The sequence below is a fragment of the Streptomyces sp. NPDC127068 genome (assembly GCF_042724695.1).
In the GTDB taxonomy this organism is placed as follows: Bacteria; Actinomycetota; Actinomycetes; order Streptomycetales; family Streptomycetaceae; genus Streptomyces.
The window spans coordinates 85,598-101,274 of sequence record NZ_JBHXEN010000016.1 but is presented as its reverse complement, the minus strand read 5'-3'; the positions used below and the strand labels follow the sequence as shown (position 1 = coordinate 101,274).

The 15,677-nt window shown below is 66.3% G+C and carries 11 protein-coding genes and 2 pseudogenes; 4 read left to right on the top strand and 9 right to left on the bottom strand.

The annotated features are described in order from the left end of the window. Positions 1–602: 602 nt before the first annotated feature. Entirely contained in the window at positions 603–893 is a 291-nt protein-coding gene (locus tag ACFWIA_RS12780; RefSeq protein WP_387003183.1) for a GNAT family N-acetyltransferase, read from the bottom strand. Positions 894–1,041: 148 nt separating this feature from the next. On the opposite strand from ACFWIA_RS12780, the pseudogene ACFWIA_RS12775 reads away from it, so the two are divergent. Together ACFWIA_RS12775 and ACFWIA_RS12770 are read left to right on the top strand one after the other, a co-directional pair. Next, a pseudogene (locus ACFWIA_RS12775) lies at positions 1,042–2,249 on the top strand (IS701 family transposase). Between the two features lie 165 nt (positions 2,250–2,414). Beyond that, a pseudogene (locus ACFWIA_RS12770) lies at positions 2,415–3,289 on the top strand (IS5 family transposase). Positions 3,290–3,333: 44 nt separating this feature from the next. Here the strand turns inward: ACFWIA_RS12770 and ACFWIA_RS12765 are convergent. Then, positions 3,334–4,098, bottom strand: a complete 765-nt coding sequence (locus ACFWIA_RS12765) for a GNAT family N-acetyltransferase (RefSeq protein WP_387003247.1) — start codon at positions 4,096–4,098, stop codon at positions 3,334–3,336. 343 nt (positions 4,099–4,441) lie between these two features. Between ACFWIA_RS12765 and ACFWIA_RS12760 the strand changes: the two genes are divergently transcribed. Beyond that, positions 4,442–5,068, top strand: a complete 627-nt coding sequence (locus ACFWIA_RS12760) for a hypothetical protein (protein ID WP_387003181.1) — start codon at positions 4,442–4,444, stop codon at positions 5,066–5,068. 678 nt (positions 5,069–5,746) lie between these two features. Then, positions 5,747–7,516: a group II intron reverse transcriptase/maturase gene (gene ltrA / locus ACFWIA_RS12755; RefSeq protein WP_387003180.1), complete on the top strand. Its 1,770-nt coding sequence runs from the start codon at positions 5,747–5,749 to the stop codon at positions 7,514–7,516. A gap of 185 nt (positions 7,517–7,701) precedes the next feature. Here the strand turns inward: ltrA and ACFWIA_RS12750 are convergent, their stop codons facing one another. From ACFWIA_RS12750 to ACFWIA_RS12720, 7 genes are all read right to left on the bottom strand, one after another. Continuing rightward, positions 7,702–8,973 carry a class I SAM-dependent methyltransferase gene (locus tag ACFWIA_RS12750; RefSeq protein ID WP_387003178.1) on the bottom strand — a complete coding sequence of 424 codons (1,272 nt, stop codon included), beginning with the start codon at positions 8,971–8,973 and terminating at the stop codon, positions 7,702–7,704. Positions 8,974–10,199: 1,226 nt separating this feature from the next. Continuing rightward, positions 10,200–11,294: a methyltransferase domain-containing protein gene (locus ACFWIA_RS12745; protein WP_387003177.1), complete on the bottom strand. Its 1,095-nt coding sequence runs from the start codon at positions 11,292–11,294 to the stop codon at positions 10,200–10,202. Positions 11,295–11,606: 312 nt separating this feature from the next. After that, positions 11,607–11,798 carry a hypothetical protein gene (locus ACFWIA_RS12740; protein ID WP_387003175.1) on the bottom strand — a complete coding sequence of 64 codons (192 nt, stop codon included), beginning with the start codon at positions 11,796–11,798 and terminating at the stop codon, positions 11,607–11,609. A 230-nt stretch (positions 11,799–12,028) separates the two neighbouring features. Then, a complete protein-coding gene (locus ACFWIA_RS12735) occupies positions 12,029–13,285 on the bottom strand; it encodes a flavin-dependent oxidoreductase (RefSeq protein ID WP_387003173.1) in 1,257 nt (418 codons plus the stop codon). Positions 13,286–13,929: 644 nt separating this feature from the next. Continuing rightward, positions 13,930–14,418, bottom strand: a complete 489-nt coding sequence (locus ACFWIA_RS12730; RefSeq protein WP_387003171.1) for a TerB family tellurite resistance protein — start codon at positions 14,416–14,418, stop codon at positions 13,930–13,932. Positions 14,419–14,569: 151 nt separating this feature from the next. Next, positions 14,570–15,397 (bottom strand): acyl-ACP desaturase, encoded by an 828-nt coding sequence (locus ACFWIA_RS12725; RefSeq protein WP_387003169.1) that lies wholly within the window; start codon positions 15,395–15,397, stop codon positions 14,570–14,572. Continuing rightward, complete coding sequence (locus tag ACFWIA_RS12720) at positions 15,394–15,648, bottom strand: phosphopantetheine-binding protein (RefSeq protein WP_387003167.1); 255 nt, start codon at positions 15,646–15,648, stop codon at positions 15,394–15,396. The genes ACFWIA_RS12725 and ACFWIA_RS12720 overlap by 4 nt, the downstream gene beginning before the upstream one ends. Positions 15,649–15,677 lie beyond the last annotated feature (29 nt).

Genomic DNA, 15,677 nt, shown 5'->3' with positions numbered 1-15,677 from the left:
TTCGCTGCTGGGATAGGCCGACGTGAGAGTCGGAAGCAGCGTTCCGGTGTCGTGTGGGGATCTCGTCCGTGCTCTGGTGTGCATCCTCTGACCGGTCGGAGGCGGGCCTTTGCATGAAGTGAAGCGGCGGGCTCGCGGGCAGGACGGGCAGGTCAGGAGCCGTCACGCTGGGAGCGTGGCGCGAGTTCGCGCACCGCCAGCCAGTTGGCGAGGAGCGACACGGCATCGGATGGGGGAGGGCCGCCAGGTCCTCTGGCAAGGCTCCTGAACATCACAGGAGAACGCGGAAGGGAAGGCGATTCACGCTGGCACGCTGTTCCACTGTGCGGAACGGAACGTTCGACGCCTGGAACGCGGGGTGTACACCGTGGAACTACCGCCCGCTGAACGGCAGGTCGTCCGATGCCGTTGATTCTTCGTTCCTGGGAGGATTCGTCCAGGAGAACCGTTCCGTTCAGATGTCAGGAACGGGATCTGCGGAGCGACGTCTTGCGAAGCAAGCCTAGACGTTCCTGCGTACCTATTGCTGCTCCGCAGAAGTTCGTGGAGGGGTGATTGGCTACGTATCCCAACTGGCGAATGCGGGGTTAAGGCGTCAGTGGTCACCTGGGCACGGGAGCGTCGTGGGCCCAGACGTGCAGAACGAAGGCACGGCCTTTCCCGTCCACTTGTTCTGTCTCGTCGTTGGTGGGACGGAAATCCAAGGCCCGTGCGATGGAGAGGCCGGCTGCGTTGTCAGCCTCGATTTCCAGCAGTACGCGGGGTAGCGCCAGGGTCTGGTGGGCGTATTCGGTGAGGAGTTGCGCGGCACGCAGGGCCAGGCGTTGTCCGCGGTGCGGCGCCGACGCCGTAGCCCATGGTGCCTCGGGAAAGGTTGAGCAGCACTTCCCCAAGGGTTTCGTGGCCGTCGGCCGTGATGGCGAGGTGGAGTCGTTGCCCTTCGGCTCGGGTGCGGTCGATCATCTCCAGATACGCGCGTGGTCTAGTAGTGCTTTTTTAGGTGGTCTTGTCGTATTTGGTGTCTGGTAGTTCGCTGGTTGTATGAGGGCTGGGGAGCTTGCTGCGTGTCGGGTCCGGTTGGAGGAGTTCGCCGGCGAGGTGTTCGCGCCGCTGGTGCGACGGGATCAGCGGGTGAAGAGCCTGCTGTGTCTGCGGGGTCTGCTGCTGGACGGACGGCGGAAGTCGATGCAGCCCATGGCCGGACGCCTTGGTGTTGATCATCAACAGTTGCAGCAGTTCATGACCTCCTCGACCTGGCCTGTCCAGGACGTGCGGGCCCACCTGGCGTGGAGGGCGGTCCGCGTGGTGCGTCCGCAGGTGTGGGTGGTGGACGACACCGGCTTCCCCAAGGACGGGATCTCCTCGCCGGGGGTGGCCCGGCAGTACTCGGGCACTCTGGGGAAAGTCGGCAACTGCCAGATCGGGGTCAGTGTTCATGCCGCCTCGGACACGGCCTCGTGTCCGTTGTCGTGGCGGCTGTTCCTGCCTGCTGTGTGGGACGATCCGGACGCTGCGGCCCGCCGGGCTGTGTGCCGCATCCCGGCGGGTGAGGTTCACCGCCCGAAGTGGCGGCTCGCGCTGGAGATGCTGGATGCACTGGCCGCCACCGGGCTGCGGCCGGCCGTACTCGTCGCCGACACCGGATACGGCGCGAACGCGGACTTCCGGCACGGCCTGGAAGCCCGCGGCCTTGCCCATGTCCTGCAGGCCAAGGGTGAGATGACCGCCCATGGCGCGATTGCCGAGCCGTATCAGCCCGTCTACAGCGGGCTCGGCCCCCGGCCGCTGCCCCGCTACCGCACCCGCCCCGTTTCCTTACGCGACCACGTCATCGCCGCAGGCCGCCACCAGGGTCGGGCGGTGACCTGGCGCAAGGGCTCCAGGGCGGCGATGAGCTCGCACTTCGACTCCTGCGCGTCCGCCTCGCAGGACGGCGTCCCAAGCCCGCCGCCGACGGCACGATCCCCCTCACCTGGCTGATCGCCCAGTGGCCCGATGGTGAAACAGAGCCGGTCAAGTACTGGATCTCAAACCTGCCGGAGACCATCCCGGCGAAGGATCTGATCCGGCTCGCGAAGTCACGCTGGCGAATAGAGCACGACTACCGCGAACTCAAAGCCGCTCTCGGGCTGGACCACTTCGAGGGCCGCTCGTTCACCGGCTGGCACCGGCACGTCACCCTCGTGACCGCCGCCCACCTCTTCCTCACCGAAGAACGGACCCACCCAAAAGCCCCTGCCAGGGCCTGACCCTCTACCAGACCCTGACAATCCTCCAACACCTCATCGCCACCTGGACCGGCACCTGCCCCACCTGCCGACAGCCCACTCCATGGCAGCCCTACGACACCACCTAACAAAGCACTACTAGGCCGTGTATCGAAATGGATCTTGAGCTATGAATGATCACGGTTCATGGGACGGGGAGGTCTTACGGACGAGCAGTGGGCAGTGCTGGAGCTGTTACTGCCGAAGGGCGCCAGAGCGGGGCGGCCGCCCGTCTGGCCGCGGCGGCAGTTGATCGACGGCATACGGTTCCGTGTGCGGACCGGTGTGCCATGGCGGGACGTGTCCGTCGAGTACGGACCGTGGAGCCGGGTCTACGACTTGTTCCGCCGGTGGCAGCGCAACGGCACCTGGCAGCGGATTCTCACTCGGCTTCAATCCCTGGCCGACAGGAGGGGCGCGATCGTCTGGGACTTGACTGTCGACTCCACGGTCTGCCGCGCTCACCAGCATGCGGCCGGGGCCCGCAAGCGGGGTGACCTGCAGAAAGAACCGCCGGGTGGTGTGGTCACCGAGCCCGGAGATCACGGGCTGGGAAGGTCGCGCGGCGGGTTCACCACCAAGTTGCGCCTGGCGGTCGAGCAGGGACAGAAGCCCATGTCGATCGTGATCACGGCAGGGCAGCGCGGCGATTCGCCACAGTTCGAGCCCGTGCTGGAGAGAGTCCGTGTGCCTCGCCTCGGGCCGGGCCTGCCGCGCGTCCGTCCCAACCGGGTCCGCGCGGACAAGACGTACGCCTCCCGCAAGAACCGCGCCTACCTGCGCCGGCGCGGTATCCGCTGCACCATCCCTGACTAGGCCGACCAGGCGCGCAACCGCAAGAAGCGCGGCTCCCGCGGTGGTCGGCCGCCCGGGATCAATGCTGAGGACTACAAGGCTCGGCATGCCGTCGAGTGCGGTATCAACCGCCGCAAAGGAACCGGGCTGTGGCCACGAGATACGACAAGCTCGCGGGCCGCTACGAGGCCACTGTCCTCGTAGCGGCCGTCAATGAATGGCTGTGACCAGCTTGTTCAGGAATGACGGACGTCCGTGGAGTCTTGGCGGTTCAGGCGTTGATGGCATGTTCGACGAACTGGCCGCAGGCGCGGAACCCCAGACGGCGGTAGACGGGCTCTCCGTCGGCTGACGCCTGCAGGACCGCGATGCGGTGGTCTCGCTCGCGGGCTGTGTGAAGGGCCGCGAGCGTGATGGCTCCGCCGTAGCCGCGCCGGCGGTGGGCGGCCAGGGTGGAGATGTTGTAGATGCCGGCGACTCCCGCGTGGTGGAACACCTCGGCGGAGCAGACCGGACGGTTCTCCACGTAGCCCACCAGGTACCGGGCCGGGCAGGTCGCGGCCAGCGCCTGCGAAGCGGCCCGGGCGAAGAAGTCGTGGACGGTTTCGGCGGGTGGATTCCAGTTCGCTGCGAGGACCGTGGCGTACTCGGCGAGCTGTTCGGGCGTGGTCACCGTCCGGATGTCCAGACCCGGGACAGAGGGAAGCGGCAGGGTGTCGTCCAGCTCGGCCCACATCGCCGTCTCACGTTCGGACACCGGCAGACCGGCCGCCGTCAGGCGGGCAGTGAGGTCTGCCGGTGTCGAGGCAGGGCCCACCCACCAGGAGAAACTTCGGCCGGAGCCAGCCAGCATCCCGACGGTCTCGGCGATGCGGACCGCGGCGTCGTCGGCGGTGAAGCGGGCCGCGGCGACGATGTTGAACGTGTCGTCGTTCAGGCCGCTGTCCGCGACCAGGAGGTCGCCTGTCTCTGTGACGGTCGCACCGGGCATATTCCGGTGCAGATGGCAGGCGTGTTCCGCCAGGTTCCGTTCCATCCTGTCCGGCAAGTCGGCTTCATCAGGGAAATAGTCATTCATAGCGATTGATCCCAGCACAACCGAGCGAAGACCGCATGTCATTGAGGTAGTGCCACGTCGACGACCAGCACTTTCGATACACGCCCTAGGCGGGCGTCGCGGAACGGCGTTACAAAAACGCCATAGCCGAACGCCTCGCGAAAACATCCAACACCCCTTGTTGTGCCCGGAAGTTTGAAGCGATTGTCGAGCGCTTCGAGCGCCCCTGGTTCACGCCCTGCCCCGGTGTGTCGTGCGCGTCACGGTGGACGGTGCAACCGGGGCCGGCGCCCCTTGACCGGTCCCTTCGTGGGGGCTGCTCATGGTAGCCAGCCGCCTGACCCGCCCGCAGATTGGCCGCGCCATCCGGCTCCTCCGCGACGGCATCGCCGCGGAGAACCTGACGCTTATCACCTGGACCCGCCGCGACGGGTTCATGCTCTCCGACGACCATGCGGACTGGATCGAGTACGACAAGCGACAGTTCCCACAGATCCTCGGTCGCCTCACCCGGGTGATCACGGGCACGTTCGAGCCGCACCTGGCCCGCTACCCCGACGACGAATGGGCACAGCTCGCCCCAGCCCAGCTCACCGGCGTCCGCGCCACCCTCGCCCACCAAGTAGCCCCCGCCGCCGAACATCCTGCCGAGCCCGCCATACCCGCTGCGGTCCGTCGCCGCCGCTGCCCGTCCGACACCTCCGCCGCCGAATGGGCACTGCTCGAACCCTTGCTGCCACCCCGCGGCCTGCCAGACCAGGACCGGCGGACATCCGGAGAAGTGGCCCCGACGGGAGATCGTCGAGGCATCCGCTGCATCGTCGACAACGGCGCGAAATGGCGGGCTCTGGCCCACCCTGCGCATCGTCTCCCGGCCCAAACGGGCCAAGGGCTTCGTCGTCGCTGCCCCGCTGCTGGAAAGTCGAGCGGACCATCGGCTGGTGCATGAACGCCCGCCGCAACGCACGCGACTACGAGTGCGACATGAAAGCCACTTCTATCAAGTGGCGGGAGGAAAGGAGAGAGGGAACCCGCCCCGATAGTGACCACAGTCGGTTCCCGACTCCGGGTGCGATGGCGGTAACGCCGTGGTGCTGAGCCGGAGGAGAAGGTCCAAGGAAACTGCGGGCCACCGCAGTGCACAGACCAGGGAAAGTTCAGAAGGGTGAGACACCGCGAACCCTCGTTTGCACGGCCCGTAACGCGTACGTCGCAGTGGCAAGAAGTGGGCGACGACAAGGCCGGACGCTGAGAGGCGTCACATGCTCCGGATATTCGTAAGTCCGGAGATGGTCACCATGGCCTCGGGCTATAGAGGGCACCCTACCTGGACGGGACTTGAGGAAGTGGAACATGGAAACCCCGTAGCGGTCCGGAAACGGTAAGCCGACGGTAACGAAGGCCCAACTCCGCTGCGGGAACAGGATGACCCGAGAAGCGAATGCCGCTAGAGCGAAAGCTCATGGGAAACGCCAGATACCGGCACTCTCCGCCGCTGGCCATAACTAAGCGGATACCGGGCTGATACCCGGACCCGAAAGGGAGCCCACGCGGGTCAGGTGGGCCTTTGAAGAGACAGCGAGCACAACCCGAACCACGGTGCAAGTTAGACAAGGAGGGGAAGAACATGGGATCGAATCTCAGGAACGACCTCGCCCGGAACGGAACCGTGGACGATGCTGCCGCCTGGCATGAAACTGAGTGGGCCAAGGTGGATGGCGAAGTAAGGCGACTGCGACAACGAATCTTCAAGGCTGCACAGCAAGGGGACCTCAAGAAGGTCCGCAATCTCCAGAAGCTCATGCTGCGCTCACACTCCAACACGCTGCAAAGCGTGCGGAGAGTGGCACAGCAGAGTTCAGGCAGGAGATCCGCCGGCGTGGACCGAGAGAGGGCCCTCACTCCGATGGAAAGGGGGCGCCTGGCCCGGCATATTGATGCCGAATCAGGACTCAAGGCCAAACCGGTGAAACGTGTGTACATCCCGAAGGCGAACGGGAAGAAGCGACCGCTCGGCATCCCCGTGATCAGGGACCGCGTCCACCAGGCGCGCGTCAAGAACGCGCTGGAGCCCGAGTGGGAAGCCCGGTTCGATGGCAGGAGCTACGGCTTCCGCCCCGGCCGCGGATGCCAGGACGCGATGGAGACGATCCACAGTGTCACCGCGAAACGAAATGCGCGGCGACTGTGGGTCCTCGACGCGGATCTTGCATCCGCCTTCGATCGCATCGACCACGATCACCTCATGGCGGCCATCGGGCAGTTCCCTGCCAGGAAACTTGTCCAGGGATGGCTTAAAGCGGGAGTGATGGAAGACGGGCGCTTTTCTCCGACCGAGGAAGGAACCCCGCAGGGCGGAGTAGTTAGCCCCTTGCTGCTGAACATCGCTCTCCACGGGATGGAGACGGCTGTCGGAGTACGTACGGAAACCTTCAAGAGTGGAGTGCAAAGGTCCGTCATGGGAACTCCGGTGCTGGTCAGGTACGCCGACGACTTCGTCGTGCTCTGTCACACGAAGGAAGAGGCGGTGAGGATCCGAGACGAGCTGGCAGAATGGATGCGCCCCAGAGGACTCACCTTCAACGAGGAAAAGACCCGTGTGGTCCATCTCGATGAAGGATTCGATTTCCTGGGGTTCAACTTCCGCCGGTATCGTGACGGAAAAGTCCTCGCACGCCCGAGCCAGGAAGCCGTGCGAAGGGTTCGAGGGAAGATCAGGGAGACTGTTCGGTCCAAGAGGGGTGCACCAGCCAAGGCGCTTATTGCCGAGCTGAGCCCGCTCGTCAAAGGATGGTCCACCTACTACCGAGGGTCCTGCGCATCCGACACCTTCGGCAATCTGGACCGGTACATGTTCATCACCCTATGGCGGTGGGCAGTCCGGGAACACCAGAACCAAGGCCGTGTGTGGATCCGTAGACACTACTGGGGTCAGCACCGGCCTAGGAGCAGGGACACGTGGGTATTTGGCTCCGGCCAATACTATCTCCACAAGTTCAAATGGACGCGCATCATCCGGCACGTAGCGGTTCGCTCCAATGCCTCAAAGGACGACCCTGCGATGCAGGAATACTGGCAACAGAGAATCAGTAAAAGGAAGTTGCCGTCGGCCGAGCGCAGGCTAGTCCTGACACTGGCCGCACGGCAACGGGGACTCTGTGCCGGATGCGGTCTGGACCTGATCGAAGGAGCCGAGTATCAACCAGATGACGTTCACGATTGGGTGAACTGGTTCTCGGCCGCTTCGCGTGCGCTCAACGTGCACCACGTCGTCTACCGGCGTGCAGGTGGCTCCGACGAGTTGAAGAATCTGGAACTCCGACACACCGCCTGTCACCAGCAGCACCACGCTGGTGATCACCGGAGAGAGCAGTGCCAGCCCTCGCGGCCTGCTTGAGCCGTGCGTCGAGAGACGCACGCACGGTTCTGAGGGGGCGGCCCCGCTACCCGACACGCCTTCCCCAGCACGCCGAAGCACACCTGAACTGGGCACTCATCACGCGGGCCTCATCACCGGTAGGGGGACCTCCCGTCACCCAGGCGCGAGCCCTCGGTAGCGGAAGCTCCGCGCGGCAGGGGACCTCACCGGGAAGTTCCTTCGGTGAGGAGGATCTGGCGGACGTCAAGGTAGCGGGATCGGAACCCGGCTTCCGAGTAGGCGAGGTAGAACTCCCACATGCGCTGGAAGACGGTGTCGAATCCGAGCCGGGCGACGGTGAGCCGGTTCTCGGTGAACCTCTCCCGCCACAGGCGCAGGGTCTCTGCGTAGTGCTCGCCGTAGCCGGTGTCGGCGGTGGTACGAAGTCCGGCCGTTGCGGCGTGTTCGTTGATGGCCTCGCGTGAGGGGATCAGGCCGCCGGGGAAGACGTACTTACTGATCCAGGTGTGGGCGGCGTCGGTGTTCAGCATCTGCCGGTGGCCCATGGTGATGGACTGGAGGGCGATCCTCCCGCCTGGTGCGAGCGCGTTGCACAGGGTCATGAAGTAGGCGGGCCAGTACTCGGCTCCGACGGCCTCGATCATTTCCACGCTGACGACAGCGTCGTGGCGGCCCTCGACGTCCCGGTAGTCGCGCAGTTGCACATCCACACGACCGGTGAGGCCGGCGGCCCTGACCCGGGCCCGAGTGTGCGCGGCCTGCTTGGCGGAGAGGGTCAGGGTCGTCACGCGTGCTCCGCGGGAAGCGGCCCGCAGGGCGAGTGCGCCCCAGCCCGTGCCGATCTCCAGCAGCCGGGTGCCGTCACCGACCCTGGCGAGATCCAGAAGGCGGTCGATCTTTCGGCACTGGGCGGTGGCCAGGGACGTGAAACGGGCGGGGAAGGCGGGGAAGAGCCCGCAGGAGTAAGTGAGGGTGGGGTCGAGGAACGCGGCGAACAACTCGTTGGACAGGTCGTAGTGCCGGTGGATGTTGTCGCGGGCCCCTTGGCGGGTGTTGCGATCTCTGCCGGGGCGCGCTGAGACCCACAGCGGCCGTAGCCTCCGAAGGGGCGCGGGCACCAGGCGGTCGGTGCTCGCGGCGAGCACGGTGAGCACACCGGGCAGGTCGTCGCTGTCCCACTCGCCGGCCATGTAGGACTCGCCGAATCCGATGAGTCCGTGGCAGGCGATCCTGAGGTGGAAGGCGTCCGGATCATGGAGAACCATCTTGGCCGGAGCTCCGGTGGCCGGCGTTCCACTCCGGTAGGTGTCCAGGAGTGAGAGCCTGTTCAGGGCGCTGTTCACGAGGTACCGAGCGACAGACGTCTGGCCCGGCCGGGCTGTGGGCAGCCGGGCCACATCCGGCCAGCGGACGGCGTTCACCGCCTCGCGCGGCGCCGGGGTCCGATGGCGAGGTGTGCTGGCGGGGCGGATCATCCTCACATGCCTCTCCGCGGGATGTACAGGGGCGGGCGTACAGGCAGGCCGCGCAGGAACAAGAAGGATGCCGTGGTGGCGGATACCAGTCCGGACAGCAGCCGTCGGCCAAGGCATGCGGGCCGCAGCCAAGAGCCCCTCGGAAGCGAGGGGTGGTGCCGTCCCCGAACTGTTCTGTGGGTGCTATGGCCTCCACCATCACTCACAGAGGTATCGGATGGGCCATGGCACCAGTACACGGTCATCGGGTTGAACGCCAATGGGCAGCCTCGCCGGGCGGGCCTTCCCGTTCTAGTGGGTCAGCCGCCGCGGTGCGCACTGGCCGGCGACGGCCTGGGCGCACCGACGAGATCAAGCCCTTGGCGCGCTGGGCTGCGAGGGGGCGGTCGAAGCGCCGGATCAAGCGGCCGGCACGGACAATGGGTTGGAACGGAAGCTGCGGCAGCACCACGGCGGCGAGGGGTCGACCCGGCCCGCGCGCACCGCTGGGGGAACGCCCCGGCGCGCCGTTGAAAGTCCGGACGAGAGGCACCGCTAATACCTTCGGGACTTGCCGGTCTCAGGGCGCTTCACGCTGTATAGTTGCTAACTTCCTTTCAGTTGATGATATCTCGCGAGCCATTGGGTGTTGCGTCGCTCATTTGGGTGATACCCAAGGGTGGTTTCCTGTCGAGCCTTCAACCCTGATTGCTCCTCTCCGCCTCTGTTCCCGGCTCCCTGAGCCTGCCCGATGAAGGTCACGATGAGCGGTACACGTTCATTTCGAGGGCTGAATGAGTCGTAGGCTTGGGATGCGATCCCCTGAGTATCTACTCGGATGTTGGCCCGCTCCGGGTGGTTTCGCCCGCCGTCTTGGCGGAACTGCGTGGTCTGCCTGGACTTCCCGGCAGGGGCTCGCTGACTGGTCGGTACCGGCCAACCGCCCCACCCACTCGGCACAGAGCTGGCGACGTTGATTGAGGAATCCTATGACCGCCGCCCCTCCGCACTCGTCGGTCACCGCGGCTGCCCTCCTCGTTTACCTGACGATCCGGGAACCGTGTCAGGCAGGCCACTGTCCAGCCAGTTGTCTGTGGTGTCTGCCTTCCCCGCACGGCACAGCTCCGAGTGCGCACCGCGTATCGGCCGCATCCCCAGGAGGCGCTGACGGAAGCCGGCGCAGTCACAGTGCGGGCCCTGAGGGACCGATTGGGAAGCGCTGCCGGTCGGTTTGGGGCCGAGGTCTCTCACCGAGCCTGCCATTGGCCCCATGCCTGGTGGAGGTCCGGATCGGTGATCCGGCGGCCGGGCTGCCCGAGGTGGCGGCGCACGGCGTCGACCAACCGGTCGAAGGGCTCGACTCCAGCGGGCGCGTGGGCTAGCAGGCGCGCGCGGATCACCCCGGTGAAATGAAGCAGGAGCGTGTACCGGTCATCCTTCGGGTGGGCGGCAGGATGTCTGATCGTGTTCGTGGACACGGAAACCACGCCCGTGGATTCGAGCAGGGCGCCCAGACGTCGGCCGATGCGGACGTCTCCGGTCCATAGATCGGCGATGCGATCGCGCAGCTCTTCGAAGGCCGGGAGATGTGGGTCGCAGGACCATGTCGACCAGTCGTACTCCTGCACGAGCACCCACCCTCCGGGGCGGAGCGTCGCGAGTGCCCGGCGGACCACTCGTTCGGGGTCGGGGACGTGCGCCAGGAGGAGACGGACGTGTGCCAGGTCCGCGCCCGTCACCGGGAGGGCTGAGTCCGCGCGGACATCGACAACTTTGCAGATCAGATGTGGCCCTCCGCGGCGGTCGGCCTGCCGGCGGCTGGCGACTTGGATCGTACGCCTGTCTCGGTCCAGGCCGATCACGATGCCGGAGGGTCCAACGCGGCTCTCCAAGAGGTCGAGGATGCCCAGAGGGCCGCAGCCGACGTCAACGGCCCGCCAACCGGGCTGGATCGGGATCCGGTCGAGCGCCACTTCCGCGGCGGGCCGCAACTGGGCGCTCTGGGCGATGAGGCGACGTACCTCTTCGTCCGAGGAGCCCAGGACATAGGCGTGGAGGCGTCGTGGTTCTCCATGAGATGGCTTTCTCACATCATTGGGAGGCACTGGCTGAGGGATGTGGCGAGAGGCCGCGGTGGTCCCCGAGCGCGAACACGACTGCCCCGCTGACGCGTTCAGGCTGGGAAGTGCGGGGTGGTTGGGGGATGGTGTGTTCCGCACGGCGCCCGGGAGCCGGCCAGTGCGCGCGTCGGTGCGGGGCGCCGTGGACCTGGTCGGGCCGGGTGTCCGGTCGGACCGCGAAGCCCACAACCGGCCCCGTTGGTCACCGCGGTGGAAATCCATCGGACGTACACCCTCCCGCAAGCCCCTGCGCCGACCACCCGCCCAGCCGTCTACAACGCCCACGGCACCACGATGAACCACCCCGACCTCGTCACCGACGCGTCAGGCGGCCTGAGTCGCGCCCTCGCCGCCGGTTTGCTGCGGCACGGCGCCCGGGCTGTGATCGCCGACCACGGCACCGCCGCTACTGGACTGGACGAAGCCGACACCACACTCGCTCCCCTGGCCACCAGTGGTGGGCACCGTTGCGGTCGACAGCGCAGGACCTCGGAGGTCGCCCTATCCCACTGCACGCACTCGCTGTCTGTTAGGTCAGTTAGCCTGCACGATCGTGATGACCGATGTCGTCGACATGCCGCGGGTCACCCAAAACACCGTGTCGGTGTCAGCAAGGGTGGCATTGCGCCTGTCCTGGTTCCCTTGCAGAGCGACCCCGAAAGCGTAGGGGTTCTCGGGCAGTCGAGCGACCTCTGACAGGAAGCGCTTCCGTCGGCTCTCACTCATGTTGCAGACCGAATTAGTCGCCTGAGTTGTGTATTGGATCCTGTATGTGCTCACAGCGATACCCTTGGGGTCGTCCTTGATTGCTCCACGGGCCAGCGAGGCCACCTGCTTCGCTACCCGTGGGCTTCTCGAACGAATCCTGCTGGACGGTGCAGAATGGATGACGCGGACGGAGGCGCGGCAGCGGGACGAGGGCGGCGGCGAGACCGAGAGCTGAGCATGCCGGGCCGTCAGAACCTCAGGGTCGAGTCGGGACGCGGTACTGTCCAGGACGGGTGCGTGTTGACCTGCTCCATGGTGGCGCGGGCCAGCTCTTTGTAGCCGTTCGTGATCTCCGCGGCCCGGTCGGCGGGCGGCGGGCCGACGTGGTCCTCGGCGCGCGCGATGATCTCTTCTGGCCCCAGGTTTCGGTTGGCCAGGACAATCGCGTTGGTGGTTGGCCGTCGCATCAGGTCGTAGCGGCGTAGGGCGGCCACGGGATCGCCTTCCCGGGCGAGGCACCAGGCCAGTACGCGGGTGTCGACCACGGACTGCGATCCGCCGTTCATGCCCATGGGGAACATCGGATGCGCGGCATCACCGAGAAGGGTGACCCGCCCGAAGCTCCAGCGCGGCAGCGGGTCGCGGTCGGTCATCGGGTACTCAAGGATGGCCGACGAGCGTTCCACCAAATTCGTGAGGTCGATCCATGGCAGGTTCCAAGAGGCCGTCCCGGCGTGGGCCTCCGCCGCGGTGACGCGGCGGCCGACATCGTCCGGATGCGGTAGGGCCGGGCTGCGCCGTACCTCCAGTACCCAGTTCATCAGTGCATCACCGCCCTCGTAGGCGGGATCCTCGACGGGGTAGGCCACGAACTTCGCGCCGGGGGTGCCACCGGCCACCACGATCGAACGGCCGTCAAGGATGTGCGGATACGGTGCGACGCCGCGCCACATGTGAACGCCGTTCCAGTTCGACGGGGCCTCGTTCGGATAGAGCTGGGCACGAACCGCGGAGTCGACGCCGTCGGCGCCAACCAGGCAGTGGGCGTCGGCGAGCGAGGGCAGCCCGTTTGTCCGCTCCAAGAAGTGGGCCCGGACACCATCGGCGGTCTGTTCGAAGCGCTGGAACCGCAGACCGGTTCGGACCGAGTCGGTCCCCAGCCTTTCGCGTACCGCCGCCAGTAGCATCATCTGGAGGCGTCCGCGGTGCACGGAGTACTGTGGCCAGTGATAGCCGGCCGCCGTCCCCAGCGGCTCCTCCCACACGACCTCACCAGCCCGGTTGCGGTAGCTCAGCCGGTGCGGCGGCAGCCCGATGGACGCCAGTTCGTCGGCGAGACCGAGCTCGGTGAGTTCCCGGACGGCGTGCGGCAGCAGGTTGATGCCCACTCCGAGCGCCCCGACCGTCCGCGCTGCCTCGAACACCTGGGGTGCGAAGCCTGCGGCGTGCAGGCTCAGGGCGCAGGTCAACCCGGCGATGCCTCCGCCCACGACAGTCACTCTCATAGGCCCGTCCCCGCCTTCTGCCGTTGCCGGGTTTCCTTCCCGGGCGTCGTCCGCTGCTACGGGAATCACTCTTCTCGCGCCTTTCCCATGGCTGAGGGATCCGGGGCGCGGCTGACCCGAAGCTCGCGTCCTCATGTGACACGAGCCCTCGCGGACCACGCCTCGACATCAGCATCCCGCCACCTGTCCGCCCGCGTCCAGCGTGAGGTGGTGTTGGCGGCCGTCATCATTCGTCCTCTCCGCCATGCCTCGGAGTCCCGGGGGGCTACGGCTGGGCGAAGAGGTACTGCACAGCGAACTCACAGGTCCGAGCCCGGTGGGCCGGGGCCGTCACTCCACACTCCTGCTACTGCGCGCCGACAAGGCCCACGGCAAACCTGAGCTGCGGAACGACTCCCAAGGAAACGTGTCCGCGTCGCCGGCAACGGCGTCGAGTCGTCAGAACGACGCGGCTGCCGATGTCTGGTCATCGAGCCCACAGCGTCCTGGCTGACTAACCACCGACGGCTCAGCCACCGATACGAACCCCGTGTCCGCGACCACCTGGCCGTTCTCGGCCCCGCAGCGGCCGTCTGCTGCCACGGACGACGCATCCGCCGCACGCCATCACGGTCTGGGGGCCCGAGTTCCGGCCGGCTCAAAGGCTATGGCAGATCGGGAAGGCCGAAGAGGGACTGACGCAGGGTGGTGACGGACCGCTCCAGCGCGATGAGCGCGATCAGCGCGTGCACGATGTCGTCGGTGACGCCGAGGAGAGCCGCGGCCTCCATCAGCCGTGCCCGTTCCGCCTCGTGGAAGTCACCGTCGGCCGAGGCCATCTGGACGGCGTGGTAGAGCAGGTGCCGGTTGCCCTGCCAGGAGTCCGAGTCGACGCGTACTGTACGGAGAAGGTCCGCCAGGTCGACGCCGTGCGGGACGAAGGACTGGTACTGGTCGAGGATCTCGGCTGGGGCGCCGAACCTCCGCTGGTGGTCCAGGAGCCATTGCAACTCCGCCGTCGCCACCTCGCCGTCGGCCGCGGCGATGGTGAGCAGAGCCAGGCCGTAGTTGAGGACGGATTCCGGAGATACTTCCCGGATGCCGTATTCATGGATGCTGAAGTCCGACATGGCGATGGGTTCGGTACTTGACACAGGAGATCTCCGCTCCAGAGGTTGCGCACAGGGAGGTTGCCGTGTTGCGTCTGTAGCTTTTCCGCGTCGTGGGTCGATGAACTGGAGGCCGTCCCTGTTCACTTTCTCCGGGGACGAGCGTCGGATGGGTTGGGGCAGGCCGCGGTGACCGTCAGGGAACGCGTCGGTGCGGTTCTCTTCGGATGGGGACGTCCACGGCGGCACGTGCCCGGGGGCCGGGCAGATCATGGCGGCTGAGTCCCATGGCGGCGAGAGTGGGCAGTACCACCTCCTTGAAGAACACGCCGGAGTCGATGCCGGCGGTGCGCATCACGGCGACCCGGGCCTCATAGTCCGGCAGGATGTCCTCAGCGGGCATCCGGAAGGTGCGGAGCACATGAGCGAGGTCGTGAAGGGTGCCGACGCGGTCCGTCTCCAGATGCAGTTGGAGCATCCGCTGGTAGAACTTGGCGTGAGCCATTTCGTCCCGGCCGATCAGTCGGTAAACCTCCGCGAGCACGGAGTCGCCGGACCGCGCGGCGAGGTCCCGCTGTTTGCGGTAGATGACGAACGTGGTGAGTTCCTGAACGGCTCCGTAGACGACCATCTGGCGGCCTTCGTCATAAGGAGAGCGCCAGGTTCTTGACAGGACATCTTCGGCGTAGTCGAAGAGCTGTTCTTCGGTGCGCTGTCCGCTGCGGTGGAGGTACTCCCGCAGGACCAGGGAGTGCCGGGATTCCTCATAGCCCCAATTCGCGGCGAACCATGCCTGACCGTAGTTCCCGCCGCAGAGATCGAGATGAGCTTTGAGGTAGTCGGGTAGGAACATCTCCACCCCGCAGAACGTCTCGGCGCACAGAGCCAGCCGTTCATCTGGCCGGGAATCCCTCAGATCTTCCCAGGGGATGTCCGTGAAGGGGTTCCAACGCCGGGTGCGTTCCGCCTGCTCGAAGAACGTCATGTACTCGCGGTGGAATGCCTCCCGCAGGGTGCGGTTCACTCCAGGGTCTCCTTCGCTCCGGCATCGCTGAGGAGTGTGATCAGATCTCCCACGGAGACGATCGCGTGGATCTCTTCGTCCGGTACTCGCTGTTCGGTCTTTTCCTCGGCCCAGGAGACCAGTTCCAGCAGCTCCAGTGAATCGACGCCCAGGCTCTCGATGTTGTCTTGCGATGACAGCGGGGGGAACGTCCGTCTGGTCACGTGATGCAGACCCTGGTGCAGGAGGTCCAGCAGTTGCTGATCGGTCATGGGGCCCTCCGATGGGGTGCGGTGGGGGG

Bases quoted from the DNA above. Each gene is read 5' to 3' on its own strand.
- ACFWIA_RS12745 (WP_387003177.1), bottom strand. From the start codon at position 11,294: ATGGATTTCCACCGCGGTGACCAACGGGGCCGGTTGTGGGCTTCGCGG.
- ACFWIA_RS12740 (WP_387003175.1), bottom strand. From the start codon at position 11,798: ATGAGTGAGAGCCGACGGAAGCGCTTCCTGTCAGAGGTCGCTCGACTG.
- ACFWIA_RS12735 (WP_387003173.1), bottom strand. From the start codon at position 13,285: ATGAGAGTGACTGTCGTGGGCGGAGGCATCGCCGGGTTGACCTGCGCC.
- ACFWIA_RS12750 (WP_387003178.1), bottom strand. From the start codon at position 8,973: ATGATCCGCCCCGCCAGCACACCTCGCCATCGGACCCCGGCGCCGCGC.
- ACFWIA_RS12765 (WP_387003247.1), bottom strand. From the start codon at position 4,098: ATGGAACGGAACCTGGCGGAACACGCCTGCCATCTGCACCGGAATATG.
- ACFWIA_RS12720 (WP_387003167.1), bottom strand. From the start codon at position 15,648: ATGACCGATCAGCAACTGCTGGACCTCCTGCACCAGGGTCTGCATCAC.
- ltrA (WP_387003180.1), top strand. From the start codon at position 5,747: ATGGGATCGAATCTCAGGAACGACCTCGCCCGGAACGGAACCGTGGAC.
- ACFWIA_RS12760 (WP_387003181.1), top strand. From the start codon at position 4,442: ATGGTAGCCAGCCGCCTGACCCGCCCGCAGATTGGCCGCGCCATCCGG.